Source organism: Pseudomonas sp. NPDC090233 (assembly GCF_044772285.1).
Lineage (GTDB): Bacteria > Pseudomonadota > Gammaproteobacteria > Pseudomonadales > Pseudomonadaceae > Aquipseudomonas.
In genome coordinates, this window is sequence record NZ_JBIVYQ010000005.1 from 532,592 (window position 1) to 557,014 (window position 24,423).

24 protein-coding genes, 1 pseudogene and 1 riboswitch are annotated in these 24,423 nt (G+C 63.0%); of the genes and pseudogenes, 4 read left to right on the forward strand and 21 right to left on the reverse strand.

The window, feature by feature from the left end; genetic code table 11:
* Nucleotides 1-51: 51 nt before the first annotated feature.
* Nucleotides 52-387 (reverse strand): annotated as a pseudogene (locus tag ACIQUF_RS16935) (sel1 repeat family protein); the annotation flags it as partial.
* 953 nt (nucleotides 388-1,340) lie between these two features.
* On the opposite strand from ACIQUF_RS16935, the gene ACIQUF_RS16940 reads away from it, so the two are divergent.
* From ACIQUF_RS16940 to ACIQUF_RS16950, 3 genes are all read left to right on the forward strand, one after another.
* A complete protein-coding gene (locus ACIQUF_RS16940) occupies nucleotides 1,341-1,565 on the forward strand; it encodes a hypothetical protein (protein ID WP_012313162.1) in 225 nt (74 codons plus the stop codon).
* A 249-nt stretch (nucleotides 1,566-1,814) separates the two neighbouring features.
* Complete coding sequence (locus ACIQUF_RS16945; protein ID WP_403133385.1) at nucleotides 1,815-2,297, forward strand: hypothetical protein; 483 nt, start codon at nucleotides 1,815-1,817, stop codon at nucleotides 2,295-2,297.
* Nucleotides 2,298-2,443: 146 nt separating this feature from the next.
* Nucleotides 2,444-3,709, forward strand: a complete 1,266-nt coding sequence (locus ACIQUF_RS16950; protein WP_403133388.1) for an OmpP1/FadL family transporter — start codon at nucleotides 2,444-2,446, stop codon at nucleotides 3,707-3,709.
* A 40-nt stretch (nucleotides 3,710-3,749) separates the two neighbouring features.
* Here the strand turns inward: ACIQUF_RS16950 and ACIQUF_RS16955 are convergent, their stop codons facing one another.
* Nucleotides 3,750-4,679, reverse strand: a complete 930-nt coding sequence (locus ACIQUF_RS16955; protein ID WP_403133390.1) for a LysR family transcriptional regulator — start codon at nucleotides 4,677-4,679, stop codon at nucleotides 3,750-3,752.
* Between the two features lie 114 nt (nucleotides 4,680-4,793).
* Here ACIQUF_RS16955 and ACIQUF_RS16960 point away from each other — a divergent pair, with 114 nt between their 5' ends.
* A complete protein-coding gene (locus ACIQUF_RS16960) occupies nucleotides 4,794-5,054 on the forward strand; it encodes a DUF2798 domain-containing protein (RefSeq protein WP_403133391.1) in 261 nt (86 codons plus the stop codon).
* A gap of 102 nt (nucleotides 5,055-5,156) precedes the next feature.
* On the opposite strand, the gene ACIQUF_RS16965 is transcribed toward ACIQUF_RS16960, so the two are convergent.
* The 19 genes from ACIQUF_RS16965 to ACIQUF_RS17055 all read right to left on the reverse strand — a co-directional run bounded on the left by ACIQUF_RS16965 (nucleotide 5,157) and on the right by ACIQUF_RS17055 (nucleotide 24,413).
* Nucleotides 5,157-5,708, reverse strand: coding sequence for a glutathione peroxidase (locus ACIQUF_RS16965; protein ID WP_403133393.1), 552 nt, complete (start codon nucleotides 5,706-5,708; stop codon nucleotides 5,157-5,159).
* 46 nt (nucleotides 5,709-5,754) lie between these two features.
* A complete protein-coding gene (locus tag ACIQUF_RS16970) occupies nucleotides 5,755-5,877 on the reverse strand; it encodes a hypothetical protein (protein WP_403133396.1) in 123 nt (40 codons plus the stop codon).
* On the reverse strand, nucleotides 5,874-7,076 hold the full coding sequence (locus tag ACIQUF_RS16975; protein WP_403133399.1) for an MFS transporter: 1,203 nt from the start codon (nucleotides 7,074-7,076) through the stop codon (nucleotides 5,874-5,876). The genes ACIQUF_RS16970 and ACIQUF_RS16975 overlap by 4 nt, the downstream gene beginning before the upstream one ends.
* A 76-nt stretch (nucleotides 7,077-7,152) precedes the next feature.
* Complete coding sequence (locus tag ACIQUF_RS16980; protein ID WP_403133568.1) at nucleotides 7,153-8,220, reverse strand: glycoside hydrolase family 5 protein; 1,068 nt, start codon at nucleotides 8,218-8,220, stop codon at nucleotides 7,153-7,155.
* Between the two features lie 179 nt (nucleotides 8,221-8,399).
* On the reverse strand, nucleotides 8,400-9,140 hold the full coding sequence (locus ACIQUF_RS16985; RefSeq protein ID WP_403133402.1) for an adenosylcobinamide-GDP ribazoletransferase: 741 nt from the start codon (nucleotides 9,138-9,140) through the stop codon (nucleotides 8,400-8,402).
* Nucleotide 9,141: 1 nt separating this feature from the next.
* A complete protein-coding gene (gene cobC, locus ACIQUF_RS16990; protein WP_403133404.1) occupies nucleotides 9,142-9,711 on the reverse strand; it encodes an alpha-ribazole phosphatase family protein in 570 nt (189 codons plus the stop codon).
* A complete protein-coding gene (cobT, locus tag ACIQUF_RS16995; RefSeq protein WP_403133406.1) occupies nucleotides 9,708-10,763 on the reverse strand; it encodes a nicotinate-nucleotide--dimethylbenzimidazole phosphoribosyltransferase in 1,056 nt (351 codons plus the stop codon). Before cobT ends, cobC begins: the two co-directional genes overlap by 4 nt.
* Entirely contained in the window at nucleotides 10,760-11,281 is a 522-nt protein-coding gene (gene cobU / locus ACIQUF_RS17000; RefSeq protein ID WP_403133408.1) for a bifunctional adenosylcobinamide kinase/adenosylcobinamide-phosphate guanylyltransferase, read from the reverse strand. The genes cobT and cobU overlap by 4 nt, the downstream gene beginning before the upstream one ends.
* Before the next feature lies 1 nt (nucleotide 11,282).
* Nucleotides 11,283-12,737 carry a cobyric acid synthase gene (locus ACIQUF_RS17005; protein ID WP_403133410.1) on the reverse strand — a complete coding sequence of 485 codons (1,455 nt, stop codon included), beginning with the start codon at nucleotides 12,735-12,737 and terminating at the stop codon, nucleotides 11,283-11,285.
* A complete protein-coding gene (cobD, locus tag ACIQUF_RS17010) occupies nucleotides 12,734-13,726 on the reverse strand; it encodes a threonine-phosphate decarboxylase CobD (RefSeq protein WP_403133411.1) in 993 nt (330 codons plus the stop codon). Before cobD ends, ACIQUF_RS17005 begins: the two co-directional genes overlap by 4 nt.
* Nucleotides 13,719-14,627: an adenosylcobinamide-phosphate synthase CbiB gene (gene cbiB, locus ACIQUF_RS17015; protein ID WP_403133414.1), complete on the reverse strand. Its 909-nt coding sequence runs from the start codon at nucleotides 14,625-14,627 to the stop codon at nucleotides 13,719-13,721. Before cbiB ends, cobD begins: the two co-directional genes overlap by 8 nt.
* The gene (bluB, locus tag ACIQUF_RS17020) at nucleotides 14,624-15,274 is read right to left on the reverse strand and encodes a 5,6-dimethylbenzimidazole synthase (protein WP_403133416.1); all 651 of its coding nucleotides are present in this window, start codon (nucleotides 15,272-15,274) and stop codon (nucleotides 14,624-14,626) included. Before bluB ends, cbiB begins: the two co-directional genes overlap by 4 nt.
* A complete protein-coding gene (locus ACIQUF_RS17025; RefSeq protein ID WP_403133418.1) occupies nucleotides 15,271-16,566 on the reverse strand; it encodes a cobyrinate a,c-diamide synthase in 1,296 nt (431 codons plus the stop codon). The genes bluB and ACIQUF_RS17025 overlap by 4 nt, the downstream gene beginning before the upstream one ends.
* Nucleotides 16,563-17,174, reverse strand: a complete 612-nt coding sequence (gene cobO, locus ACIQUF_RS17030; RefSeq protein ID WP_403133421.1) for a cob(I)yrinic acid a,c-diamide adenosyltransferase — start codon at nucleotides 17,172-17,174, stop codon at nucleotides 16,563-16,565. Before cobO ends, ACIQUF_RS17025 begins: the two co-directional genes overlap by 4 nt.
* A 120-nt stretch (nucleotides 17,175-17,294) precedes the next feature.
* Nucleotides 17,295-17,515: riboswitch (cobalamin riboswitch) on the reverse strand.
* 65 nt (nucleotides 17,516-17,580) lie between these two features.
* Nucleotides 17,581-20,124, reverse strand: a complete 2,544-nt coding sequence (locus tag ACIQUF_RS17035; RefSeq protein ID WP_403133424.1) for a dermonecrotic toxin domain-containing protein — start codon at nucleotides 20,122-20,124, stop codon at nucleotides 17,581-17,583.
* A 165-nt stretch (nucleotides 20,125-20,289) separates the two neighbouring features.
* Entirely contained in the window at nucleotides 20,290-20,823 is a 534-nt protein-coding gene (locus tag ACIQUF_RS17040; protein ID WP_403133425.1) for a C40 family peptidase, read from the reverse strand.
* Between the two features lie 138 nt (nucleotides 20,824-20,961).
* Entirely contained in the window at nucleotides 20,962-21,606 is a 645-nt protein-coding gene (locus tag ACIQUF_RS17045) for a C40 family peptidase (RefSeq protein ID WP_403133428.1), read from the reverse strand.
* Between the two features lie 126 nt (nucleotides 21,607-21,732).
* Entirely contained in the window at nucleotides 21,733-22,440 is a 708-nt protein-coding gene (hda, locus tag ACIQUF_RS17050; RefSeq protein ID WP_060509165.1) for a DnaA regulatory inactivator Hda, read from the reverse strand.
* A gap of 899 nt (nucleotides 22,441-23,339) precedes the next feature.
* Entirely contained in the window at nucleotides 23,340-24,413 is a 1,074-nt protein-coding gene (locus ACIQUF_RS17055; RefSeq protein ID WP_403133430.1) for an AI-2E family transporter, read from the reverse strand.
* Nucleotides 24,414-24,423: the final 10 nt, after the last annotated feature.

A 24,423-nucleotide genomic window follows, 5' to 3' on the forward strand; every position in this document is an offset into this window, starting at 1 on the left:
AACGCTCTGTTGCAAATGAGCTGCAGCTTATCAGTCCGCTTGCTCTGGCGCCTCCGGCGTGTTGGCCTGGCACAGCCGTGCGTACTCCAGCTGCGCGCATTGATCGCCAGCGCGGGCGGCCTGGCGCAGCAACTCGTGGCCGATACGCCGGTCACGGGCATTGCCGCAATCGCGGCAAAGCATCTGCCCCAGCCGGCTCTGAGCCACCACCACACCCTGGCGCGCTGACTGCTTGAGCAGGCGCCCGGCCAAGTGCTTGACCTGGGGTTTGTCGCCCAGGCGTGGGTTATCCAGCAGCCACAGGGCTACTTTCAATGAGAAACGTCTGGATGACGGTGCTGGTGACGCCACAGCAGGGCTGGCGAGGTGTTTACCGCGAAATTTCATGAGCAACAGGGAAGGCAACCCGAAAGGCGCGCCACTCTACTCTTTTTTTTCGCGCGTGACCTGTCGATTAAGGGAGTGTTGAAAAAAAATTCGCTGATCTTTTCTTGACGTTTCCACCTGTGTGACCAGCCAGTCTGTAGCCGTCTCACGATTGTCGGACAGTTCTCTGATTTGCTGGCACACCCGTCCTAGAGCAAGCGCTCGGGACAATCCACAGTTCCTGTGGATAACTCAGTGGACAACCCCCTTATGAACCCCGCAAACCCCTATGAAATGGGGCCTACAGTCAAACTGACGATTTTTTCACCAGCTGAAATTAGTGTTTTTTTTCATTGACTTAAGGTACCAGTCAAGGCATTGGCGAGCACCGACTGGACTGTTGCCGGGCTGTTACAACTCTCGCCTCGAATGTGAACAAGTGCACCGAAAGCCCGCATTTGGATGCACGGTATTGGCACATCCGCGCGCTAGCGGGCCATCTGGCCCTCTTCCCACAGTGCCAAAGAAACGCCATACTGCTCGGCTCACCTGGAAAAGTACGGTAATGCTTGCAAAGCTCACCGAGTTCCTTTAAGGTGCGCCTCGTTAGTACCAAGCTGAAAGTCAATTCTGGCCAGAAGCGTCCTTGCAGGTTTGCTCCTCCCAAGAGCAGCACTGCTGAAACCAGGACCGGCCCTTTCGATGATTCACTCGCCAGCCCCGCGCTGTTCAAGCACGAATCACGTGACAGATTGATCAGGATCCCATACCGATGGCCTAGAACCTTGGCCCCGGCATGCTGCCTGCCCTCTGAAGTACCTACCAGTCAGCCCAGGCGCCCACCTTATGAATGCGCTCTCCCTGGCTGCCCTGTTCCAGTCAGGTTCGTTCGTCCCTTAATAAAGGCGTCACTGGAACGTTTCTATCATGCACGGATCATATCCCCCGTGTTTAAAGCAGGAACCTCCAACAATATGCAGACTCATCATCAAATTCAGGCTGCCATTGGCACCCTCTCCCAGGCCTTCTCGCCGTTGAAGTGCCTGATCACCGCCCCTCGCAAGGGCAACTTCAGCTTCACCCTGGTGGACGAGCACGGCGTCGCCTGCCACACCGAACGCCTGTACCCAGAGCAGTACAGCCGCTCGGAACCGCTGCAAGCCGTTATCGCCCGGACCCGTCAGTCGCTCACGGCGTGAGCGGCGAATACCGGGGCATTCAGCTGATGAATGCATCCTGTCGCACGCTACCTGATCGTTCTTGGCGTAATTGCCGCAAGGCATATGGCGCCGGACGTCAGGCAGCAATTGATTTAAAAACAGCTCTTTACACCACGGTTATCACACTACACTTCAACTCGAGCGGTCCCTACCGCTTCCGGCGGGCCTGATCAATCACCAGCTGCCAAGCTCCAGCGCCCGTCCGGCCCTTTACTGCTCGAGGGCATCATGGGTATCGCGGCGAATGAATTGTGTCAGTATGTGATCCGACCGACCTTGGTCTACCTCAATCGTCATTGCGCCAGTGCCGAAGCTCTTTTGCTGGGCATCGCGGCCTGCCAGTCGGCGCTTGGCTCTGCGCTGCATGACCGACGTGGCCACGGCCTCTACCGTATTGGCGAGCATCGTCATCAAGCTGTGTGGGACGATTTCCTCGCCCGCGACCCCGAGCTGGCCAGCCTGGTCCGCGGCCTGGCGAGCCAGCACGCGTTTCTGGGCGGCCCCCACCTGGAACTCACGGTAAACCTGCGCTACTCCACCGCCATCGCCTGGATGCTCATCGAGGCGCAATCCACACCCCTGCCTGCCGCTGACGATCTACTCGGCCAGGCGCGGATCTGGCGGCAGATATTCCACCCTCAAGGCCGCCTACGCGACTTCACCGAAGCCTGGCATTTGTGTATGAATCAGAAATTGCCACAGGCATCTTAGGAAACGCCCTACAGCATTACCGGAAAAAATGGAATTTTGGTCGGATTGTCCTACAAAACCGCTCTATCTCCTGTGATACAGGCTATAGCGCAGCGCGTGATTTGTTGGTAGCTTTTCGCCCCGGAGATCCCAAGGAGTTTCTAATAATGAAAAAAGTAATGCTCAAAACCTCCCTCGGCGTTGCCGTTGCTATCGCTTCCAGCCAACTGTTCGCTGCCGGCTTTGCCCTCAACGAACAGAGCATCAGCAGCATGGGGACAGGTTTCGCGGGACGTTCTTCTTCTGCCGAAGATGCCAGCACCGTGTTCGGCAACCCGGCAGGCATGTCCCGCCTCAAGCGCGAACAGATTACCGTGGGCGGCGCGGCCGTCATTGCCAAGTCCGATATCTCGGGCCCGGGCAGCAACCTCGGGGGGGAAACCGACGGTGACATGGTGCCTGTGGTCGGCGTACCGATGGGTTACTACGTCAAACCGATCGATGATCACTGGAGCGTCGGTTTCGGCGTCTACGTACCATTTGGCCTGGTTACCGACTACGGCAGCGACGATGCCGCCCGCTACTGGGGCAAAAAGAGCCACGTCGAGGTCGTCACCTTCCAGCCTACCGTCAGCTACGCCTTCAACGACAAAGTGTCGATCGGTTTCGGCCCAACCATCAACCGCATCAAGGGTGAGCTGGGTTCGAGCCTGATCAACCCCTTCACGCCGGGCCGCAACGACGGCGAAGTGAAGATCAAGGGTGACGATACTGCCGTTGGTTACAACATCGGTATCCTGGTACAGGCCACCGACAGCACCCGCGTCGGCCTGACCTACCATTCCATGGTCGACTACAAGCTCGAAGGCAAGACCCGCGTCAGCACCCCGCTGATCGGCCCTTTCAACGGCAACAAGTTCGACGCCAGCCTGAAGATCAAGACGCCGGAATCGGTGGACCTGTCGGTCACCCACGAGCTCGACGACCAGTGGACCCTGTATGCGGGCAGCACCTGGACCCGCTGGAGCCGCCTGGAAGCCATCACCGTGCAGAACGATGTGCCTGCACCGCTGGCCGGCTCGGCATTCCAGACCATCAGCGAAGAGCAGAACTGGCATGACACCTGGGCACACGCCATTGGCGCGTCCTACAAGGTGAACAAGGAATGGGTACTGCGCACCGGCTTCACCGTCGACCAGTCGCCAACCAACAACCACGACCGTTCACCACGCATCCCGACTGGCGATCGCAAAGTGTTCAGCTTGGGTGCCGGTTGGAGCCCGAATGACGACATGACCATCGACGTGGCTTACTCCTACCTGTGGGAAGAGGACACCAAGGTCAACCAGGTCAGCGCCACCAAAGGCAGCTACCAGGCCAAGTACGAGAACAGCGCGCACGGTGTCGGTGCATCCCTCACCTACCGCTTCTGAGTCGTACCGCTGCACGAAGAACCGCCCTTGTGGCGGTTTTTTACGCCTGGATTTGCCAGTCATCGCCCAGCGCACCGCGCAGGTAATCCATGAAGGCACGCACCTTCGTGGTCATGGCGAAGCGGTCGGCCAGGCACAGGTAAATGTCCATCGGCTCGGTCTGGGCGTAGGCGTGGCGGTCGTCGCGGTACTCGAACAAAGGCACCAACGCGCCGGACGCCAGATGCGGTCTGACCATGAACTCGGCGAGCCGGGTGATACCGCCGTCGTTGAGCGCCATCTGGGTTAGCGCATCGATATCGTCACTGATCAGCACCGTGCCGAATTCCGCCTCGAAGCGCAGTCCATCACGCATGAAGCCCCAGCGCAAGAAGCGGCCATCCACCGGGTAGCGGAACACCAGGCAGCGATGCTCGCGCAGTGCCTCGGGGGTGGCAGGCAAACCTGCGCCCTCCAGATAGCCTGGAGATGCGCAGCAGATGAACGGAATGCGTGCAATATGCCGCGCCAGCAACTGATCTTCCAGCTGCGGGGCGATGCGCAGGCTGACATCGACGTCTTCGCGGGCGTGATTGACGCGCCGATCAGTCGTTATCAACTCTATCGAAAGCTGCGGGTAGCGGGCACTGAAAGCGGGAATCAGCGGCGCCAGCACATGGCGGCCGAATGCCGAGGTGGAAGCGATGCATAGCCGGCCCTGAGGCTCGCTGTCTGGCGTGGTAACCGCCTGCTCGGCCTGGACCAGGTCGCGCTCAATATGCCTCACCCGTTCGTAATAGAGGCTACCGGCCGGGGTCAACACCATGCTGCGGGTAGTGCGGCTGAGCAGGCGCACTTGCAGGTGGCTTTCCAGACGCGAGAGATTCTGGCTGACCGCAGCGGGGCTGATCCCCAGATTACGCGCCCCGCCAGCGATGCTGCCGGCTTCAACCACCTTGATAAAGCTGCGGATGGCGTTGAGCAGGTCCATGTCGAGCCCTTGGATTCGTAAGAATCTCTTTATAAAGAACTCAGTCTTAGCGGTCTACAGTCCAAGCTCCCAGCATTGTTAACCTGCGCCTCCACCCACTCTCCAGGAGTTCGCATGAGCAACCTGCCCCAGGCGCGTAGCCGCCGCAAACTACGCCCCAGCGCCACGCCGTATGTGTTTGCGTTCTACATGTCGTCGATCATGGCGCTACTGATGTGCTTCGTGATCACCGCCGCCAATGCCGGCGTGAATCCGCAGTATCTAGGGAACGTGCTCAAGGCTTATCAGCTGGCGATGCCGGTTGCGTTCATTTGCGTGTTGATGGTCAGGCCAGTCGTGCTGCGCCTGGTGGCACTGACTGTGCACCCGCACTAGACATTGAGCACGGGACCAGTGGGAGCGGCTTCAGCCGCGAACACCGGCAAAGCCGGTGCCATCCACCGCATCGCTTGCTTCGCGGCTAAAGCCGCTCCCACACTATTGCTGCGAAGCAATCGCCTTCTCGATCGCCGCTCTGAAGGCCGGGTCATCTGGCTTGGTCAAGCTGGAGAAATTGCCGATCACCTTGCCCTTGCGGTCCACCACGTACTTGTAGAAATTCCACTTCGGCGCACTGCTCTGCTCCGCCAGCCCCACGAACAGCGGTATCGCATCTTTGCCCCGCACCGCCTGCGTCTTGGTCATGGTGAAGGTCACACCATAATTGGCGTAGCAGACCTTGGCCGTCTTCTCGCTGTCAGCGTCTTCCTGCTTGAAATCGTTGGACGGCACACCGAGCATTTCCAAACCCTGTTGGTGATATTCCTTGTAGATGCTCTCAAGCCCCTCGAACTGTGGTGCAAAGCCGCAATAGCTTGCGGTATTCACCACCACCAGCGGCTTGCCCCCAAAGCGCTGGCACAGGTCAACCTGCTCCTTGCCACGCAACTCCGGCAAGCTGCCCTGCAATAATCCCGGGCAATCCGCAGCCCACGCGGAACTGGCGGCGAATAGAGCCAGCAACGGCAACATCAACCCATGAGCACGCATCGTTCGCTTCTCCTGCAAAACATTCCTCGAACTTGCAGGGTAGCGCCTAACAAACGCCCATGCCCAGTTGCATCAACGCCATGCCGCCCTGATGCCAACCCCACCACGCTAGAATCAGCAGCAGCGCGCAGGCCAGGGCCAGCAGACCACGGACCAGATAACGGCTCATGCCGCCTGAGCCTGCAGGCGGGCGACAGGGCGTTCGCTCACCGGCCAGTTGAGCGCCGCAGCCAGCAGGCTGAGCAGGATCGAGATCTGCCACACCAGGTCGTAGTTGCCCGTACGGTCATACACCACCCCGCCCAGCCAGCCGCCGAGGAAGGCACCCAACTGATGGAACAGGAACACGATGCCGCCCAGCATCGACAGGTTGCGCACACCGAACACTGCTGCCACCGTGCCATTGGTCAATGGCACGGTAGAAAGCCACAGCAGCCCCATGGCGATACCGAACAGGTAAGCGCTGTGCTGGGTCACCGGCGCCCACAGGAACAGCACGATCACCACCGCGCGCAGCAGGTACAGCGCCGTCAGCAAGCGCGGCTTGGACATGCGTCCGCCCAGCCAGCCCGCGGTGTAGGTCCCGACAATATTGAACAGCCCCACCAGCGCCAGCACGGTGGTGCCGGTCGTGGCTGCCAAATGCTGGTCAACCAGGTAGGCCGGCAGGTGCACACCGATGAATACCACCTGGAACCCACAGACGAAGAACCCCAACGCCAACAGCCAGAACCCGGAGTGCGAGCACGCTTCGTGCAGCGCTTGGCCCAGCGTCTGTTCGGCACCGTGGCTGGGCAGCGGCCGGTCCCGCAGCAAGCCGACAAAGGGCACGATCAACGCCACCAGCAGGCCGAGCACCAGCAAGGCAGCCGACCAGCCGAGCCACTCGATCAAGCCCAGGGTACCGGGCAACATGGCGAACTGGCCGAATGACCCGGCCGCACTGGCGATCCCCATGGCCATGCTGCGCTTCTCTGCCGGGACCGCGCGGCCAACCACGCCCAGGATGACCGAGAACGAGGTGCCAGACAGACCGATACCGATCAGCAGACCGGCGCTGAGGGACAGCGACCAGGCCGAGTCGGCAGTACTCATCATCAACAGCCCGGCGGCATAGAGGATGCCACCGATGATCACCACCCGAGCGGCGCCGAGGCGATCTGCCAGCGCGCCAGCAAAGGGCTGGGCCAGCCCCCAGATAAGGTTCTGCAGGGCGATGGCGAAGGCGAACACCTCGCGGCCCCAACCAAAATCAGCGCTCATCGGTGCCAGGAAAAGGCCGAAGCCATGCCGTACACCCAGTGACAACGCCAGAATCAGCGCCGCCCCTGCCAGTACCCACCCTCTGGTTCGCCAAACCGAGGTCATTGTCGTTATCTCCAGCACATCGCAAGGATATGCGGGTATATACCCGCACTTTGGATGTTGCAAGACGTTTCAATGACTATTCCGGATTCAAGCGTCGTCGGATCGGCTCGAATTCTGCCGTGGCTTTGCGGGCTAGAGGGTCAGGAGCCCCTTGGTCGATCGCCTGCCAATAACGCCAGGGGACCTTGGCCGCACCCAGCTCGTAGTCCATGCCGTCCCAGCTGTCTTCACGGAAGCTGTAGAAAGCCCAATGCAACTGGTGACGATCAAGCACATCGAGCACGTCCTCAAGGTACTGCTGGCAGCCTGGTAGCCGCCGCATGCAGCCGAACTCACCGACGACCAGGCGGCTACGGGGTACCTTCACGGCGTCCAGCCACGCCAGCGGCTGCTCAAGGTACTGCGCCACGCGCTGACTGTTCCATTGCTGGGTCACCCCCGCGAAGGGTACCGGCCCTGGATAGGCCAGCGGCCGCTTGCGCGCCATGTTCGGCGCGCTGGTGGCGGCATACGGCTCATACATGTGGACGCTGTAGAGGACCCGTTCATCCCTCAGTGGCTCAGGCCAGTAGCTGAAGGCATCGGCAGCGGCATACCAGCCGGCATCAAGCATGACCGGCGTGACCGCATCCACTTCGCGAATTGCCGAAAGCAATTGCCTGTACAAGCCTGGCAGATCGCGTGCGCCGCCTTGCTCGCGGCCGTACCACTGCTGCATGTGTTGCGCGGGCGCATGCTCAGCCAGGCTGCCCTGCTTCTCCGGTGCTGGCTCGTTGATCAGGTTGTAGGCGGCAACGGCAGGGTGATCCTTCAATTCACGCGCCAGGTCTCGCCAGAAGTCCGCCGCTTGCGCCCAGTAAGCTTTGTCTTGCCACAAGCGGTCATCGAACTGGCCGCCGTTGTTCTGCGACCAGCGCATGCCTGGCAGGGACAAAGGCGCAATGACTACCTTCAGGCCTGCCTGGTGGGCACGGTCCAATGCAGCACGCAATTGCTCAAGGTCATCTTGGGGTAAGCCCTGATAATGGTTGGCGTTGCCGAGCAAGAAGTCGCGCTGCGATGGCTTCCATTTGTCATAGGAAAGTCGCACCCAGGTGGCGCCATAACCGCGCAATGCCTCGAAGTAGGCTTGATCGGGTGGCAGCCGGTTAAAGCTATTGCCGCCGTGGCGCGGCGTGCTTCAGAAGTCGATGAGGTCGGCGGCGCTGGCCGATAGCGTATGCAGCCCGAGCAGGCAGGCAATGATCCAGCGATACATGGGGGCTACCCCGGGCAAATTTGGAGCAGCCGAGGATACGCTCCCGCAACGTGGGAATCAGTCGTTCATGCATTGCTGGAAGTTGCCAACGCCAACACCACGGTGAGCTCAAGCAATTCCAGGACTGCCCCGGCCGTATCCCCGGTAGTTCCGCCCAGCCGCTGGCACATCAGCCGACGCAACCAGGAGAAAACCCCAAGCGCCAGCGCCAACGGCCAGATCGCGTGCCAACCGCCCAGCATCAGGCAAAACAGCAGGCTGCCCAGCAAGACCCAGGCAGCCGCGCGGCGCGGCAGGTGCTCGGCAAGCGCCTGGCCCAAGCCGCCCTTGCGCACGTAGGGCGTGCCAAGGAACAGCCCAAGCATCGCCGCCCGCCCTACTACCGGCGCCAGCACCAGTAGCGCGCCTGCACCGCGTTCAACCAGCACCCACAACGCACAAAATTTGAGCAGCAGCACCAATACCAGTGTCACCACGGCAATCGGCCCACTGCGTGGGTCCTTCATGATCTCCAGGGTTCGCTCACGGTCGCCAAACCCACCCAACCAGGCGTCGGCGCTGTCTGCCAGGCCATCCAGATGCAGTGCACCGCTGAGCAATACCCACAGCGTCAGCAGCAAGGCTGCCTGCAACGGCGCAGGCGTGCCTTGCAACAAGTGGCTGGCCAGCCAAAGCAGCAGGCCGAACAGCAAACCAACCAGCGGATAGCACAGCAGCGAGCGCCCCATGTCACGCGGCTCGGGCATCCCCGGCAAGCGCACCGGCAGGCTGCTGAGAAATTGCAGGGCAATCCAGAACGGCAGCATCTCAGCGCACCTCTTCCAGTTGCCCGCTCTCAAGTAGCCTCACGCGCAGCAGCGCACCGTGGCCCACTTCGACCTGCAGCAACTGCTCCCTGGGTAATCCCCGCGCCCGCGCCAATAGCAGGCGCATGACGCCGCCGTGGGTGACCAGCAGCACCCGCTTGCCGGCATGCTGCTGGTGCAGGCGGGCAACAGCGGCCAGCACACGTTCGGAAAACGCGCTCACCGGCTCGCCGCCCGGGGGCGTGTAGCCATAAGGGTCGGCCCAGAACTGGCCAAGCTCGTCGGCTTGGGTCTGCATGATCTGCAAGGCACTGCGCCCTTCCCACTCGCCGAAATGCAGCTCTTGCAGGTCGGCCTCGCGTTGTACCGACAAGCCCAGGCGCGCAGCCAGTTCATCAGCGAATCGCGCGCAGCGCTGCAAGGGCGAGCTGACCAGCACCTGCCACGGCCCCCGCTCATGCACAGCACTGCGCATCTGCGTCCAGCCCTGCTCGGTCAGGGCATCGTCGAGGCTGCCGCGCAGGCCGCCGCCCTGTTCGGTTTCACCGTGACGCAGCAGGTCGAGGATCATGCCGGGCGATCCGCTACAGCCGCTTCGGCGAAGGTCGCCATCTGCCCGTGCAGCACGCACGCCAGACGCATCAGCGGTACGGCCAGGGCGGCACCGCTACCCTCGCCGAGGCGCAGGCCCAGGGCCAGCAGCGGCTCGGCCTGCAAAGCCTCGAGCAACGCCTTGTGGCCAGGCTCGGCGCCCTGGTGGGCGAACAGCAGCCAGGCACGGCACTGCGGGTTGAGGCGCACCGCCACCAGCGCGGCGACGCTGCAGATGAAGCCATCCACCAGCACTGCAATGCCTTGCTGTGCGCAGGCCAGGTAGGCGCCGGCCAGGGCCGCGATCTCGAAACCACCGACACAGGCCAGCGCCTGCAGCGGGTCGTCTGCGCGCAGGCCGTGCAGCACCAGGGCGCGCTCTATCACTTCAGCCTTGTGGCGTACACCGGCGCTGTCCAGGCCCGTGCCCGGGCCGCTGAGGTCACGCGCCGGACACGCCAGCAGCGTGCTGGCCAAGCCTGCGGCGGCGGTGGTATTGCCGATGCCCATCTCGCCGCCGATGAACAACTGGGCGCCGTTCTCCGCAGCACGCAGCACGCTGTCCCGGCCAGCCTGCAGGGCAGCCTTCAGCTGTGTGTCGGTCATGGCGGGCTGGCGGGCGAAATTGGCGGTACCCGCGCCCAGGCGCAGGTGGCGCACCCCCGGCAGTTCCAGCGCCGGGTCGATGGTGCCGAGGTCGATCACTTCAAGGCTGGCCTGCAGTTGGCGCGCCAGCACGCTGATCGCGGCGCCGCCGCCGACGAAGTTGCGCAGCATCTGCCCGGTCACCGCTTGTGGGTAGGCCGAAATGCCCTCCTCCACCACGCCATGGTCACCGGCGAAAAGGGTGATGGCGACCTGCTCCAGGGTCGGCCGCTCACGTCCCTGCAGGCCGGCCAACTGCACCGCCAGGCTTTCCAGCTGGCCAAGCGATCCGGCAGGTTTGGTCAGCTGTTGCTGGCGGGCGCGGGCCTGGTCCATGGCGGCGTTGTCGAGGGGTTGGCAGGCGTCTCGCCACCAGGTCGGGTTCATAGTACAGGTCCTTTGAGCATCAGGGGCAGGCCAGCCACGGTCAGTACCACGCGCTGGCAGCGTTCGGCGACGGCCTGGTGCAGCCAGCCGGCCAGGTCGACATAGCGCCGGGTCAGCTCGCCCATGGGCACCACGCCCAGGCCGGTTTCATTGCTGACCAGGATGATCGTGCCCGGCAGCTGCGCCAGGCAGTCGAGCAGCGCATCGCGCTCCTCGGCCAGGCGCTGGTCGTCATCGAGCATCAGCAGGTTGGTCAGCCACAGGGTCAGGCAGTCCACCAACAGGCAGCGGCCCTCGGCGGCTTCAGCCTGTAGCACGGCAGCCAGGGCCAAGGGCTCTTCGATCAGCCCCCAGTCACTTGGCCGGCGTTGGCGGTGCAGGCGCACCCGTTCGTTCATTTCGCCATCGAGCGGTTCACTGGTGGCGATGTAGGTTACTGGCAGGCCGCTGTCGGCAGCCAGCTGTTCAGCCAGGCGGCTCTTGCCCGAACGGGCGCCGCCGAGGATCAGGTTGCGCATGTCAGGCGACTCCACACAGCGTGCGCAGCAGCGCGGTATCCAGGTGGTTTTCGACAAGGTCGGCCAGGCGCTCGATATCGCGCTCGCGCAGGGCTTCGTAATCGACCTGCTGCACCTGTTCCAGGCCCGCCCAGCGCAGCAGGGCTGCACACGACTGGCTGCCTTCGAACAGGCCATGCAGGTAAGTGGAGAGGATCTGCCCGTCGTCGCTGATGGCGCCGTCACTGCGGCCGTCGGCCAGCTGCATGGCGGGGCGCTCCAGCGCAGGGCCATGGGTGACACCGGCATGGATTTCGTAGCCGGCGACAGGCGCTTGCTCAAGGTTCAATACACCGGCCACGTTGCGCAGCTGCTTCTCGGCTTCCAGGACCGTGGCGTAATCGAACAGGCCAAGCCCGACGCTGGAGCCGGCAGGCCCCTCCAGGCCCAGCGGGTCGTGCACGTGCTGGCCGAGCATCTGCAGGCCCCCGCAGATGCCGATGAGCTTGCCGCCATAACGCAGGTGCCGGGCGATCGCCGTGTCCCATCCGCGCTCGCGCAATTGCGCCAGGTCGCCGCGCACGCTCTTGGAGCCGGGCAGGATGATCAGGTCGGCCGGCGGGATCGGCTGGCCGGGACCGATGAACTGCAAATCCACCTGCGGGTGCAGGCGCAGCGGGTCGAAGTCGGTATGGTTGCTGATGCGCGGGAGCACCGGGACGATCACTTTGAGCACCCGCTCATCCTTGGCCGCCTGGCGCACATCGATGCCATCCTCGGCCTCCAGGTGCAGGTCGGTGACGTACGGCAGCACGCCCAGCACCGGCTTGCCTGTGCGCTGTTCGAGCCAGTCCAGGCCCGGCTGCAGCAAGGCGATATCGCCACGGAAGCGGTTGATGACAAAGCCCTTGACCCTGGCCTGCTCGCTCGGCGACAGCAGTTCAAGCGTGCCGACCAGGTGGGCGAAGACGCCGCCCCGGTTGATATCGGCCACCAGTATCACCGGGCAGTCGACCGCTTCGGCGAAGCCCATGTTGGCGATGTCACCGGCGCGCAGGTTGATCTCGGCCGGCGAACCGGCCCCTTCGACCATCACCACCGGATACGCGGCGCTCAGCCGCTGGTGGGAGGCCAGCACCGCCTGCATGGCGATGGCCTTGTAGTCGTGATAGGCCACCGCGTTCATGCTGGTGACCGCGCGGCCGTGGATGATCACTTGCGCACCGGTGTCGCTGTTGGGCTTGAGCAGCACCGGGTTCATGTCGGTGTGCGGCGCCAGCCGGCAGGCCTGGGCCTGCACCGCCTGGGCACGGCCGATCTCGCCACCGTCGGCGGTGACTGCGCTGTTGAGCGCCATGTTCTGCGGCTTGAACGGCACCACGGCGACGCCTTGGCGTAACAGCCAGCGGCACAGCGCGGTGACCAATGTGCTCTTGCCGGCATCGGAGGTGGTGCCTTGCACCATGAGGGTGGTCATGCCGTTTCCTTCTGATAATCGACCAGGGCCTTGGCCAGCCGCTGTTCATCGGCCACGCTGGCGGGCAGGCCGAAGCGCACGGCGCAGGGCTGCGCGAACAGGCGCACAAGGATGCCGCGGCGGGCGAGGAAGTCGTGCAGGTGGGCTGCACGCTCGCTGCGCACGTACTGGAACAGGTCGCAGCCGCCTGCAGGTGCAAGGCCGGTGTTTCGCAGCAGCGCGGCCAGGCGTTGGCTGGCCTGGGCGCAGCGTTCGATCTGCAGCTGATGCGCGGCCAGGTCGGCGAAACAGGTCTGGGCCAGGACACGGGTCGGACCACTGACCGTCCACGGGCCAAGCAGGTCGCCCAAGCGTTGCAGCAGCGACAATTCAGCCACTACGCAGCCAAGCCGCACACCGGCCAGACCGAAGAATTTGCCAAATGAGCGCAGCACGATCAGCCCGGGGCCCTCGGCGCAGTCGACCACGCTGTGTTCGGGGGTGTTGTCCATGAAGGCTTCATCGATCACCAGCCAGCCGCCCCGCGCGGCCAGGCGGGCATGCCAGGCCAGCAGCTGCTCGCGGGGCACGAGGCGGCCGGTCGGGTTGTTCGGGTTAACCAGCACCAGCACGTCGAGGCTGTCGATAACCGTCTCGACTTGGACTTCGTCCAGTTCAACCAATTCATGCCCAGCCCGTTGCCAGGCCTGTGGATGCTCCGCATAGCACGGCGACAGCACACCGACACGGCCACGCGGGCGCAGATGCGGCAAGGCCTGGATCGCCGCCTGGGAGCCGGCTACCGCCAGTAACTGGCGAGCGCCGTAGTAGCTGCGAGCCGCCTCTTCAAGTCCATCTTCTGTCTCCGGCAGACGCGCCCAGGCATCCACTGGAATCGGCGGGACAGTGAATGGCCACGGCGCGATGCCGCTGGAAAGGTCGAGCCAGTCTTCCCGGGCAATCCCGTACTGCCGCACCGCGCGCAGCAGGCGACCGCCATGCTCAAGCATTCCAATACGCTCCTACGCAAATCACCAGTAACCACAGCCACACGCCGCGCTGCACCAGGCCCCAGCCGCGCTCGATGGCGTCGGCATCGGCCATCGGGCCTTCGCCCAGGCGCGGGCGCTCGTGCAGTTCGCCGTGGTACACCGCCGGGCCGCCGAGCTCGACGCCCAGCGCTCCCGCACCGGACGCCATCACGGGGCCGGCATTCGGGCTGTCCCACAGCGGCGCCTGCTTGCGCCAGCAGGTCAACGCCAGGCGGGTTTTGCCGAGCAGCGCGTAGGTCAGCGCCACCAGCCTTGCGGGAATATAGTTGAGCACATCGTCAATGCGCGCCGCGCACCAGCCGAAGCGTTCGAAGCGTTCGTTGCGATAACCCCACATGGCATCGAGGGTATTGCTCAGGCGGTACAGCACCACGCCCGGCGCGCCGGCCACGATGAACCAGAACAACGCCGCGAACACCGCGTCGCTGCCGTTTTCCAGGACCGACTCGGTCGCCGCTCGGGCCACGGCGGGTTCATCCAGCTCGCGGGTTTCGCGGCTGACCAGATAGCCGACACGCCGCCGCGCCTCTTCCAGGTCGCCCTGGCGCAAGGCACTGGCGACCGGCAGCACATGCTCGCCAAGGCTGCGCAGGCCCAGCGCGCAGTACAACGCCAGCACGTCCACCAGCCAGCCGATGTAAGGCAGCCAGGACAGGATCAGTGCCACCAGGGTCAAAGGCACCACGGCCAGGAACCACGCGCTCACGCCGTGGCTACGCCAGCCTCGGCCACCGGCATTCAGGCGCCGCTCCAGGCTAGACGCCAGGTTGCCGAAGGCTACCAACGGGTGACGCCGCTGCGGCTCACCCAGCAACGCATCCAGGGCCACCCCGGCCATGGTCAGCAAGGCCACGCTCATGGGCGCTCTCCCCATTGGTTTTCGAACAGCATGTCGCTCAGGGGCCGCTCCTCGGCCCAGTTTTCCTGGACCAGCATCGGTGCCGGATAGAATTCGATGACGGGCCCCAGGCACAGCACTGCGACCGGCTTGGCACCGGCGGGCATGCCCAGCAGCTCGGCCAATGCCTGCGGGTCGAACAGCGATACCCAGCCCATCCCCAGCCCTTCGGCACGGGCGGCCAGCCAGAGGTTCTGAATCGCGCAAGCCAACGAGGCGAGGTCCATTTCCGGTAGGGTCCGGCGGCCGAAAATGTGCGGCTCGCGGTTATCCATCAGCGCCGCCACCAGGAGTTCGGCGCAGTCGTTGATGCCTTCGACCTTGAGCTTCATGAACGCGTCACTGCGCTCGCCCAGTGCCTTGGCGGTGCGCACCCGCTCTGCTTCCACCAGCGCCTGGATCTGCCCACGCAGTGCCGCTTGGGTGATACGAATGAAACGCCACGGCTGCATCAGGCCCACGCTGGGTGCCTGGTGCGCGGCGCCGAGCAGGCGGCCGAGCAGTTCCGGGGCGACCGTGCCACCGGCGAAGTGGCGCATGTCGCGGCGTTCGCCGATGGCGCGGTAGATGGCGGCGCGCTCGGCGTCGCTAAAGGCGTGTTCGCTCATGGTCGCAACAGCGCCGCCGTCGCTTCGGGGTTGGATGGGAAATAGTAGTGCACGTAGGACGCGGTCAGCCGGCCAATTCGATAGACCGCTTCGTTACCACGCCCGCCATTGGGGCTCAGCCCCCGGGCAATCGGCTCAAGCTCGGTGCTGGTCAGCGAGTGGTGGTAGGTATGCCCGCGCAGGGTGCCTTCCGGCAGTTCCACGGCCTGCAGGGCCAGGGCCGCCAGGCGTTTCTGCATGGTCGCCTCGCCCGACAGCAGGCCGAGCAGCGCCGCGCGTTCACCGGCAACGTCGGTCAACGCATCGAGCAGATAGAGCATGCCGCCGCACTCGGCCAGCAAGGGTTTACCGGCGGCATGATGGGTACGGATCGCTGCGCACATGGGGGTGTTGGCGGCCAGCGCATGGTGATGCAGTTCAGGGTAGCCGCCCGGCAGGTAGAGGCTGTCTACCTCTGGCAATGCCTGATCGTGCAGCGGCGAAAAGAACGCGATCGTTGCGCCCAGGTTGCGCAGCAGGTCGAGGTTGGCGCCGTAGGTGAAGGCGAACGCCTCGTCCTTGGCCACGCCGATGCGCACACCGGCCAGCGATGCGTCGCAGGACTGCGGTTCGGGTTCGGCGAAGGCCACTGGCGGCGGCAACGCGGCGTCGCAACTGCTACCCAGCGCCTCGGCGGCCGCGTCCAGGCGCGCATCCAGGTCATTCAGCTCGCTGGCCTGGACCAGCCCCAGATGGCGGCTGGGCAGCTCGATACCGCGCTCGCGCGACAGCCCGCCATACCAGCGCAGGCCCTCGGTCAGGCTGCCTTCGAGCAGTTGTGCGTGGCGCAGGCTGCCGACGCGGTTGGCCAGCACGCCGGCGAACGGCAAGTCGGCCTGGTAGCGCGCCAGGCCCAAGGCCAGGGCGCCGAACGTCTGGGCCATGGCCGTACCGTCGATCACCGCCAGCACCGGCACACCGAAATGGCGCGCCAGATCCGCGCTCGACGGGGTGCCGTCGAACAGCCCCATGACCCCTTCGATCAGGATCAGGTCGGCCTCGCCCGCCGCCTCCCATAGCAGGCGACGGCTTTCTTCGGCACCGATCATCCACAGGTCGAGTTGGTACACCGGCGCACCACTGGCCCGCTCAAGGATCATCGGGTCGAGAAAATCAGGCCCGCACTTGAATACTCGGACCTTACGGCCCAGGTTGCGATGCAGGCGGGCCAGGGCAGCGGTCACGGTGGTCTTGCCCTGCCCGGAGGCCGGCGCGGCGATCAATACAGCCGGGCAATGTCGCGATTGGCTCACAGCTCCACGCCCTTCTGCGCGCGAATGCCCGCCTGGAAGGCATGCTTGAGCATGCCCATTTCGGTGACAGTATCGGCCAACTCGACCATCTCGGGCTTGGCCGCACGGCCGGTGACGATCACATGCTGCATCGGTGGCCGCGCCTGGATGTCTGAGAGCACCTGATCGAGGTCGAGATAGCCATGCTTGAGGGCGATGTTCAGCTCGTCGAGCACCACGAACTGCACGCTTGGGTCCTGCAGCAGCTGGCGAGAAACCGCCCAGGCTGCTTCGGCGGCGGCGATGTCGCGCTGGCGGTCCTGGGTTTCCCAGGTAAAGCCCTCGCCCATCACGTGGTAGCGCACCTGCTCGGGGAAGCGGCGGAAGAACAATTCCTCACCGGTGCTGTTGCGGCCCTTGATGAACTGCACCACGCCGCACTGCATGCCGTGACCCAGGGCGCGGGCGAGCATGCCGAAGGCTGAACTGCTCTTGCCCTTGCCGTTGCCGGTGAGCACCAGCAGCAGCCCGCATTCGTTGGGGGAATTGGCGATGCGCTCGTCGATGATCGCCTTCTTGCGCTGCATGCGCGCCAGGTGGCGTTCGTCGCGTTCGGTGGGTTCGCTCATGGGGGTTCTCCGCAGGCTGACGCCACACGAAGCAGCGGCGACAGGTCGATAGACAGGCAGGCGGAGAGCGCGCAGGAGCCGTGGCCAGAAACCACCGTGCACCGCGCATCACCCTCCGTGATGCCGTTGGCAGTATCAGGCCGGTCTCCGGGCTCGTGAGCGGGCCTTGGCCCAAGCTGCGCGCCTTCCCGGATGTAGACATCCAGTGGCTGTGCGCGGCGTTTGACTCACCTACCGTTGCGGGGGCAGCGCCGGACTCGCGCCATGCTGGCGCCCACCGGCTTCCCAGTTTCACCCTGCCCAGTCGAGGCTGGCAGAGCACCTGAAACACGCGCGAAGGTTAGAGGGTTGAAGGGGGAGCGTCAATCGAACGGACCCGATTAAACGCCCCCATCGTCGGCATGCGTCAATCAGGGAAAAACCGATTCACCAGCGAGGGTTTATTGATACGCGCTCGATACGCCTCCATGTCGAAAGGTAGCCCCGTGCGCAAGTCGTAAACGGGGCCAGACGTGGGCTTGGCGGTCTTCTTCAGCGTGACTTTGACGAAACGGTAATGCTCGCCATACACCTGCTCCAAGGCGTCGATGCGAAAGTAGTTACCCGGCAACAGCAACGTCTCGGCTTCATCCCAGTAAAGCGAGAAGGCGCTGATCGGCGTCGCCTGCTGATATTCACCTGGAGGGAGTTCAAACACGACCGAGCTGTCATCGAACGTCCCTCGCAGACCACCCTGGACATCCGAGTTGGGCAGGCAAGCAAACTCAACCGCCTTGTAAGGATTTTCGCTGAACGACGCCAGGTCGGTATTAACCAACACATCACCTACGCGTAGCTCGCCCTTCCTGTAGCGCTCTCCGCTGGTGCCACGCGATTGATGACCACCCCGATACAGACTGACCTGATTGTTCTTTGGCAACCGATCCATGCTATCGGCAAGGTCGGTGAGGTAGTTGTCCTCGTCGCCAAAGTGATAAGTGCCATAGCGGAACACATCATTCACCTTCGACTCATCGCTGGTGTAGTACTCGATTAGCGTATTGAAGTATTCGTTCCCATAGCGATAGGAATAATACGTCCTACCACCGACTATCACACAATCCATGCCACGCGCGTCGAGATCGGGCGAGCGCCCGCGCTCCAGCTCGGCGATCGGCCACTTCTTCAACAGCGCTTTCTGGCGCGCCAGCGCGTAGGCGGACAATTGCTTGCTCTGGGGCTCATTCACCACCGTATAAATATCCCAGAACGACGAAGACGCGTTCGGCATGCCGGCCACCGCCGTCGGAGCACCTGCGAGCAAGCGCGGCGGAGCCAACAGCTCCCACTCCCCCGCCTCGTTCAGACGCACCGGGTGGAGTGGGCTAAAGGCAAAGGGATTGTCCGCCGCCACCACCAACCAAATCGCCAATTCGTGATCATACCGGACGCGGTAAGGCAGCCCGTCCAGTCTGATCCAGCAACTGCCATCGTCATTGACATGGACGCCACGCAAGCGGCCCGCCTGGCCTGCCTCCCCGGTAAGCACGGTATTACCTTCGTGCACCTCCATGGACAAAGTCCTCGAGTCCGACAACTGCCAATGCGTGAGTGAAACCCCTGCTTCATGGGGTGGAGCCTCATAGGACAGCGCTGCGAAACTCGATTGAAAGCTGATATCCAGCAGATTCATGCTGGCAAACACGCTCTCGAACATCGCCGCTCGCAGCGCCTGCTTACGGCTCTGCTCATCGCTGGCGTGCGTCGCAACGTCGACATCCAGCGCCACCTTGCCAACGCTGGCCCCCAGCAGCATGAGAGATATTGGCCACCCCAGGGGCGCGAGACCGCCGAAGACACTCAAGAACGCTGACAGATAGCCACTGAGCATCGCTTTGCGCAGGCCGGCGTTGTCCTGCATGAGCTGCGCGTTACCCTTCATCTCGAGCTCGGCCTGATGCACCAGGTAGGTAAACAGGTCCAAACTCAGCGGCCGCTTGAAAAGCGACAGGGCAATCAGCGCAGCTTCATCCGAGCGGCTTGCGGCTATACCTCGCAGATGCACCTTGATCAGACGCTTGGCAGCTGAGTCACGAGGGCTGCTGTGTGCGCCACTGACAAACGCTTCAAGCCCTGCGTTGGACTGCAATCGCCAGCACAGCCAGCTCGCCAACGCCGCTTCGGAATCGAAGGCCTTGACGGCTTCTTCAGCCCACGGCATGTAAGCCAGGATCCGACCATCTGGCGCAACCAGGCTGAACAGGCAGCACCTGTCTCCCTCTCCGAATACGTAACGGTTGACGCTCAAGCTGTTGTGCGTGGCATTCCGCCGTAGGGCCTCCAGCGTTGGCAGCTGGTGGACGGGCAGGTTGTCCGCCGCCAGGGCACGCAAGCGCGCCCAATCGAGTGAAGTGATGGCGCCGCTCTGCAGGGCTTTTGCCCCTCGCCCCAGCAGGTTGATCTTGGCCAGTACCCGAAAGTCGGCGCCATAGGTAGACCAAAATCGCTGCACCTCGGCGCGGTACAGCACCGCAAAGTCCAGCGCCCACAAATCCGCCTGTACCTTGCTGCCGAGCATCGGCACTTCGTTGCGCTCGTCAAAGACCTTCGCGTGCGGCCCTTGACGATAAAAGCCTCCACGCTGATCGAGTTCGTCGCTGCTCTCCTGGTAGTAGAGGTCGAATCGATCGACCATCAATTCGTGCATCAGCAAGGATTTTTGCGGCGGACCGCTGTGCTCCCACCCGGTGAACGCGCGAGGGCTGCTCTGTTCGTTGTTGAACTGATGCCACCAAACGAACCGAGGGTCCATCTCCCTGCCCGTATGCTTGCGCAAGATACGAGCAGCATGTTGGCTCGCCAGCACATAGGGGTCGGGATAGTCCCGGACGATATCATTTACCAGCCGAACCAATGGCCGCGCTGCGTCCAGGGCCTCCAGGTTGCGGGTCGCCTTTTCGATGTCACCCATGCTTCTCTCCAGAGCTTGAATAGGGGCAACATCCTGGCTGACCGTATTTTGTCTGGGTGGTAGGCGAACGGCACCACGGGCTCGGCGCGCCGTGCTGTGCAGTGCTCTGGGTAATTGGCGGGGGAAGCCCGCGCGAGAGGGGTTACAACCTGTGCAGTGACGTGATCAAGGATTCTGTGCCAGATGCCCTTGAGGGATCACCCGCTTGGCCTGCAGGTAGGCTTTGGCCCAGTAGCTGTTGGAGAGGTAGTCCAGCCGTACGGTACCGCCGGTGGATGGCGCATGCACGAAACGCCCCTCACCTACGTAAATGCCTGCATGGCTGACTTGTGAACCACCGCTGGTGGCGAAGAAGACCAGGTCACCTGACTGCAGCGCGTTGATGTTCACGGTAGGTGCGCGCATCACGATCATCTCGCGGGTCGAGCGCGGCAAACTGATACCCGCGGCGTCGCGGTAGACGTAGCCGATCAGACCACTGCAATCGAAACCGGAATCCGGGGTGTTGCCGCCCCAGCGGTATGGGGTACCGACCAGACCGATCGCTCGGATCAGCACGTCGTCGGCAACCGGCGAGCCATCGGGCTGGCTGTAGGTAATTTGCGGCTGAACGACCGGTGCCGGCGCAGGGGCACGGCTGGAGCAGGCGGCAAGCAATGCCACCAGGGAAAGGAATGCGAAGCGCGCCATCATTGCCATGGCCAGAACATCCTGTCTGAGACCGCAGGGCCGCAGCCGAAAAGTGTTGAGAATTTAGATTAGACGCATTCTGTAAATGCGCACGGCGGCGAGCTTTTTTCAAGCATCGCCGCCGCGGCAGGGTACATCATTTTGATATCAGTTGCGCGCGATATTGGTGGTCGGCGCCATGGCCAAGGCGCGCTTGGCTTCGATGAAGGTCTTGCTCCAGTAGCGGTCACCGAGGTTGTCGATGCGCACGCCACCGCTGCGGCGGCTGCTGGAGTGGATGAACTGATTGTCACCCAGGTAGATACCGGCGTGGCTGACACGGCCACGGCCGTTGGTGCTGAAGAACAGCAGATCGCCTGGTTTGAGCTTGTTGCGAGCCACTTTCGGCGCATCGACGTTGATCATTTCGCGGGTCGAGCGCGGCAGGGTCATGCCGGCTTCTTCGCGGAACAGATACCCGATAAAGCCGCTGCAGTCGAAACCGGACGCTTCCGAGGTACCGCCAAAGCGGTAGCGGGTGCCGATCAACGACATGCCGCGTTCGAGGATGCTGTCCGCCAGCACTGGCAGTTGGTAAGGCTTGCTATTGCTGGAAAAGGCCTGAAGGTCATCTTCAGTGGCCAGCTCTTCCTGTTCGCCAAAGACGGAGGAAACCGAGGCTTTGGCGTTGGTCGCCGACTGGGAGGCAACCGGGGTGTGATCCTGAGGCTGGGAAACCGGGCTTTGTGCCGCGCAGCCAATCAACAGGGTCACGAGTGCGAGGGGCACGAGGGGTGCGAAGCGCTTTAGCATGGGCACGACCGTGTCTGTAATCCTTTAGAAGGGGGAAACTATGCCCTCTATCATGGCCATTTGCAAATTTTATCGAAAAAGATGTGACTTTTCTGACTTCGCGCTCCAAGCCCCGTGTTTACGGGCTTACCAGCCGAGCGTTTCCTTCAGAAATGGGATGGTCAGCTTGCGTTGCGCCTGTAACGAAGCCTGGTCGAGGCGTTCGAGCAGGTCGAACAGTGCGCTCATGCTGCGGGTGCCGCGGGTGAGAATGAAATGGCCAACTTCGTCGGTCAGGTGCAGACCACGTCGCGAGGCACGCAGTTGCAAGGCGCGCAGCTTGTCTTCGTCGGACAGGCCGCGCATCTGGAACACCAGGGCCAGGGTCAGGCGCGACTTGAGATCGGGCAGCTTGATCGGCAGTTCGCGTGGCGAGGCGGAAGCAGCCAGCAGCAGGCGCCGGCCGCTGTCACGCAAGCGGTTGAACAGGTGGAACATCGCCTCTTCCCAATCCGCTTTACCGGCAATCACGTGCAAGTCGTCGATGCAAACCAGCTCGTACTGAGCCAGGTAATCGAGCAATTCGACGCCACGGTCGAGCAATTGCGCCAGAGGCAGGTACACGGCGGCTTCGCCGCGCTGCTGGAAGCGATGGGTCGCGGCCTGCAACAGGTGGCTGCGGCCGACACCCTGCTTGCCCCACAGGTAGATGAGGCTCTCGGTCCAGCCGGCGTCGGCTTCGCACAGCCGCTCGACGTAACCCAATGCCGCAGCATTGGCGCCCGGATAGTAGTTGATGAAGGTGGCGTCATCGCGCAGGCGCACACCCAGGGGCAACTGGATCGGTGGTTTCATGCTCGCGGGCGGTCGGAAGGACCGCAGGGGGCCTTTGATGAACAATGTGCAAAGTCTATACCTGCATTGCAGGGTGCACAATCACGTAGGCGGATAGCCCAAGCAAAATCAACAAGTTGCAGAGCAAAAACACATCTGGCTTTGGCTTTGGCTTTTGATCTTGCTTCTAAGCGCGCTAAAAGACCAGACACCGCGAATGCGACTTCAGGAGGCCGAGCGCAGGTCTTGCGGAGGGAGGTGACGGGCATGGATGCCCGTCAAGCGCCTCGGCCCATGGATGGGCCGTGGGCGCGGTCCTCCCGGGAGCAAGGCCGGAGCGAGGGAACCCCGGAGCGCAGCGTAGGGGCCGGATGATAGGAGCCAGCCTTTTTTGGTTACTTTTTGGGGCGTCTGCCAAAAAGTGACCCGCCGTAAGGGCGGAAAGGTGATTCAGCGTCACCTTGGCAACCGGATATGCTCCTTTCCATCAGAACCCCCGCATGAGCTTTTAGCTTTTAGCTTTTGGCTTTTGGCTTTTGGCTTTTGGCTTTGCGAGCATATCCATTGGCAATGGAGGCGCTGATTCACCTTTCCGCCCTTACGGCGGGTTACTTTGGTCTTGGCCAAAGTAACCAAAACCGCCCGCTCCCATCATCCGGCCCCTACGCTGCGCTCCGGGGTTCCCTCACTCCGGCCTTGCTCCCGGGAGGACCGCGCTCACGGCACATCCATGGGCCGAAGCGCTTGACGGGCTCCTGCCCGTCACCTCCCTCCGCAAGACCTCCGTTCGGCCTCCTGAAGTCGCAATCTGCGTCGTCTGAACTATCGCGCACTAGAAGCAAAACCAGAGCAAGAGCAAAAGCCGAGCAAGAGCAAGAGCAAGAGCAAGAGCAAGAGCAAGAGCAAGAGCAATGTCTGGCTTATAGGTCCGGGTCGATCTCCCCGGCATACATGTCCGATTCCTTGTACATGTCGTGCACATGCCGCAGCAGCACCATGATCACCGCCGCCACCGGCAGGGCCAGCAGCACGCCAGTAAACCCGAACAGCTCACCACCGGCGAGGATGGCGAAGATCACCGCCACGGGATGCAGGCCGATGCGATCCCCCACCAGCAGCGGCGTCAGCACCATGCCTTCAAGGGCCTGGCCAATCATGAACACCGCGACAATGCCCAGCATCGGATACAGATCACCACCAAACTGGAACAACCCGGCCACCAGGGCCGCACCAATGCCGATGATGAAGCCCATGTACGGCACGATGGCCGCCAGCCCCGCCAGCATGCCGATCAACAGCCCCAGCTCCAGCCCCACCAGCATCAACCCAGCGGAATAGATAACGCCAAGTGCGAGCATGACCATCAGCTGGCCGCGCACGAACGCCCCCAGTACTTCGTGGCACTCCCCTGCCAAGCCAACCACCTGCGACTCCCGGTGGCGCGGCAGCAGGCTGCGCAGCTTGGCCATCATCAAGTCCCAGTCACGCAGCAGATAGAAGCCCACCACCGGGATCAGCACCAGGTTGGCCAGCCAGGCCATCAGCGCCAGGCTCGACGCGGTGGCCTGGGACAGCAGCATGCCGACGATGTCGGTGGTCTGCCCCATGTGCTCACTGACGGCAGCCTTGATCTTGTCGAATTTCCAGAAGCCATCGGCCAGGCCAAGGCGGCTCTGCACCCAAGGCAGCGCTACATGCTGCAGCCAGTCGAGCATCTGCGGCGCCAGCTCGTACAAACGCACCAGCTGCTTGGCCAGCATCGGGATCAGCACCAGCAGCATGGCGAGCAGTATCAGGGTGAACAAACTGAACACCACCACCACACCCCAGGTGCGCGACAGGCCCACGCGCTCCAGGCGATCGACCAGCGGGTCGGCCAGATAGGCCAGCAGGATACCCACCAGGAACGGCGAGAGGATGTTGTGCAAGCTATAAAGAAGCACGGCAATCAGCAGGGCAGCGCCCAGCCAGATCCAACGACGCATATCAGTCATGGTCGCGCTT

Excerpts from the sequence above, each read along its gene's own strand:
- ACIQUF_RS17005 (WP_403133410.1), bottom strand. The coding sequence starts at position 12,737 with ATGACCACCCTCATGGTGCAAGGCACCACCTCCGATGCCGGCAAGAGC.
- cobU (WP_403133408.1), bottom strand. The coding sequence starts at position 11,281 with ATGCGCAACCTGATCCTCGGCGGCGCCCGTTCGGGCAAGAGCCGCCTG.
- ACIQUF_RS16985 (WP_403133402.1), bottom strand. The coding sequence starts at position 9,140 with ATGCTGCCGTTCTGGATTGCCCTGCAATTTCTCAGCAGCCTGCCGGTG.
- ACIQUF_RS16960 (WP_403133391.1), top strand. The coding sequence starts at position 4,794 with ATGAGCAACCTGCCCCAGGCGCGTAGCCGCCGCAAACTACGCCCCAGC.
- ACIQUF_RS16955 (WP_403133390.1), bottom strand. The coding sequence starts at position 4,679 with ATGGACCTGCTCAACGCCATCCGCAGCTTTATCAAGGTGGTTGAAGCC.
- ACIQUF_RS17055 (WP_403133430.1), bottom strand. The coding sequence starts at position 24,413 with ATGACTGATATGCGTCGTTGGATCTGGCTGGGCGCTGCCCTGCTGATT.
- cobC (WP_403133404.1), bottom strand. The coding sequence starts at position 9,711 with ATGATCCTCGACCTGCTGCGTCACGGTGAAACCGAACAGGGCGGCGGC.
- cobO (WP_403133421.1), bottom strand. The coding sequence starts at position 17,174 with ATGAGCGAACCCACCGAACGCGACGAACGCCACCTGGCGCGCATGCAG.
- ACIQUF_RS17045 (WP_403133428.1), bottom strand. The coding sequence starts at position 21,606 with ATGCTAAAGCGCTTCGCACCCCTCGTGCCCCTCGCACTCGTGACCCTG.
- ACIQUF_RS16940 (WP_012313162.1), top strand. The coding sequence starts at position 1,341 with ATGCAGACTCATCATCAAATTCAGGCTGCCATTGGCACCCTCTCCCAG.
- ACIQUF_RS16950 (WP_403133388.1), top strand. The coding sequence starts at position 2,444 with ATGAAAAAAGTAATGCTCAAAACCTCCCTCGGCGTTGCCGTTGCTATC.
- cbiB (WP_403133414.1), bottom strand. The coding sequence starts at position 14,627 with ATGAGCGTGGCCTTGCTGACCATGGCCGGGGTGGCCCTGGATGCGTTG.
- hda (WP_060509165.1), bottom strand. The coding sequence starts at position 22,440 with ATGAAACCACCGATCCAGTTGCCCCTGGGTGTGCGCCTGCGCGATGAC.
- cobT (WP_403133406.1), bottom strand. The coding sequence starts at position 10,763 with ATGAACCCGACCTGGTGGCGAGACGCCTGCCAACCCCTCGACAACGCC.
- ACIQUF_RS16965 (WP_403133393.1), bottom strand. The coding sequence starts at position 5,708 with ATGCGTGCTCATGGGTTGATGTTGCCGTTGCTGGCTCTATTCGCCGCC.
- ACIQUF_RS16975 (WP_403133399.1), bottom strand. The coding sequence starts at position 7,076 with ATGACCTCGGTTTGGCGAACCAGAGGGTGGGTACTGGCAGGGGCGGCG.
- ACIQUF_RS17035 (WP_403133424.1), bottom strand. The coding sequence starts at position 20,124 with ATGGGTGACATCGAAAAGGCGACCCGCAACCTGGAGGCCCTGGACGCA.
- ACIQUF_RS17040 (WP_403133425.1), bottom strand. The coding sequence starts at position 20,823 with ATGGCAATGATGGCGCGCTTCGCATTCCTTTCCCTGGTGGCATTGCTT.
- ACIQUF_RS16945 (WP_403133385.1), top strand. The coding sequence starts at position 1,815 with ATGGGTATCGCGGCGAATGAATTGTGTCAGTATGTGATCCGACCGACC.
- ACIQUF_RS16970 (WP_403133396.1), bottom strand. The coding sequence starts at position 5,877 with ATGAGCCGTTATCTGGTCCGTGGTCTGCTGGCCCTGGCCTGCGCGCTG.
- cobD (WP_403133411.1), bottom strand. The coding sequence starts at position 13,726 with ATGCTTGAGCATGGCGGTCGCCTGCTGCGCGCGGTGCGGCAGTACGGG.
- bluB (WP_403133416.1), bottom strand. The coding sequence starts at position 15,274 with ATGAGCGAACACGCCTTTAGCGACGCCGAGCGCGCCGCCATCTACCGC.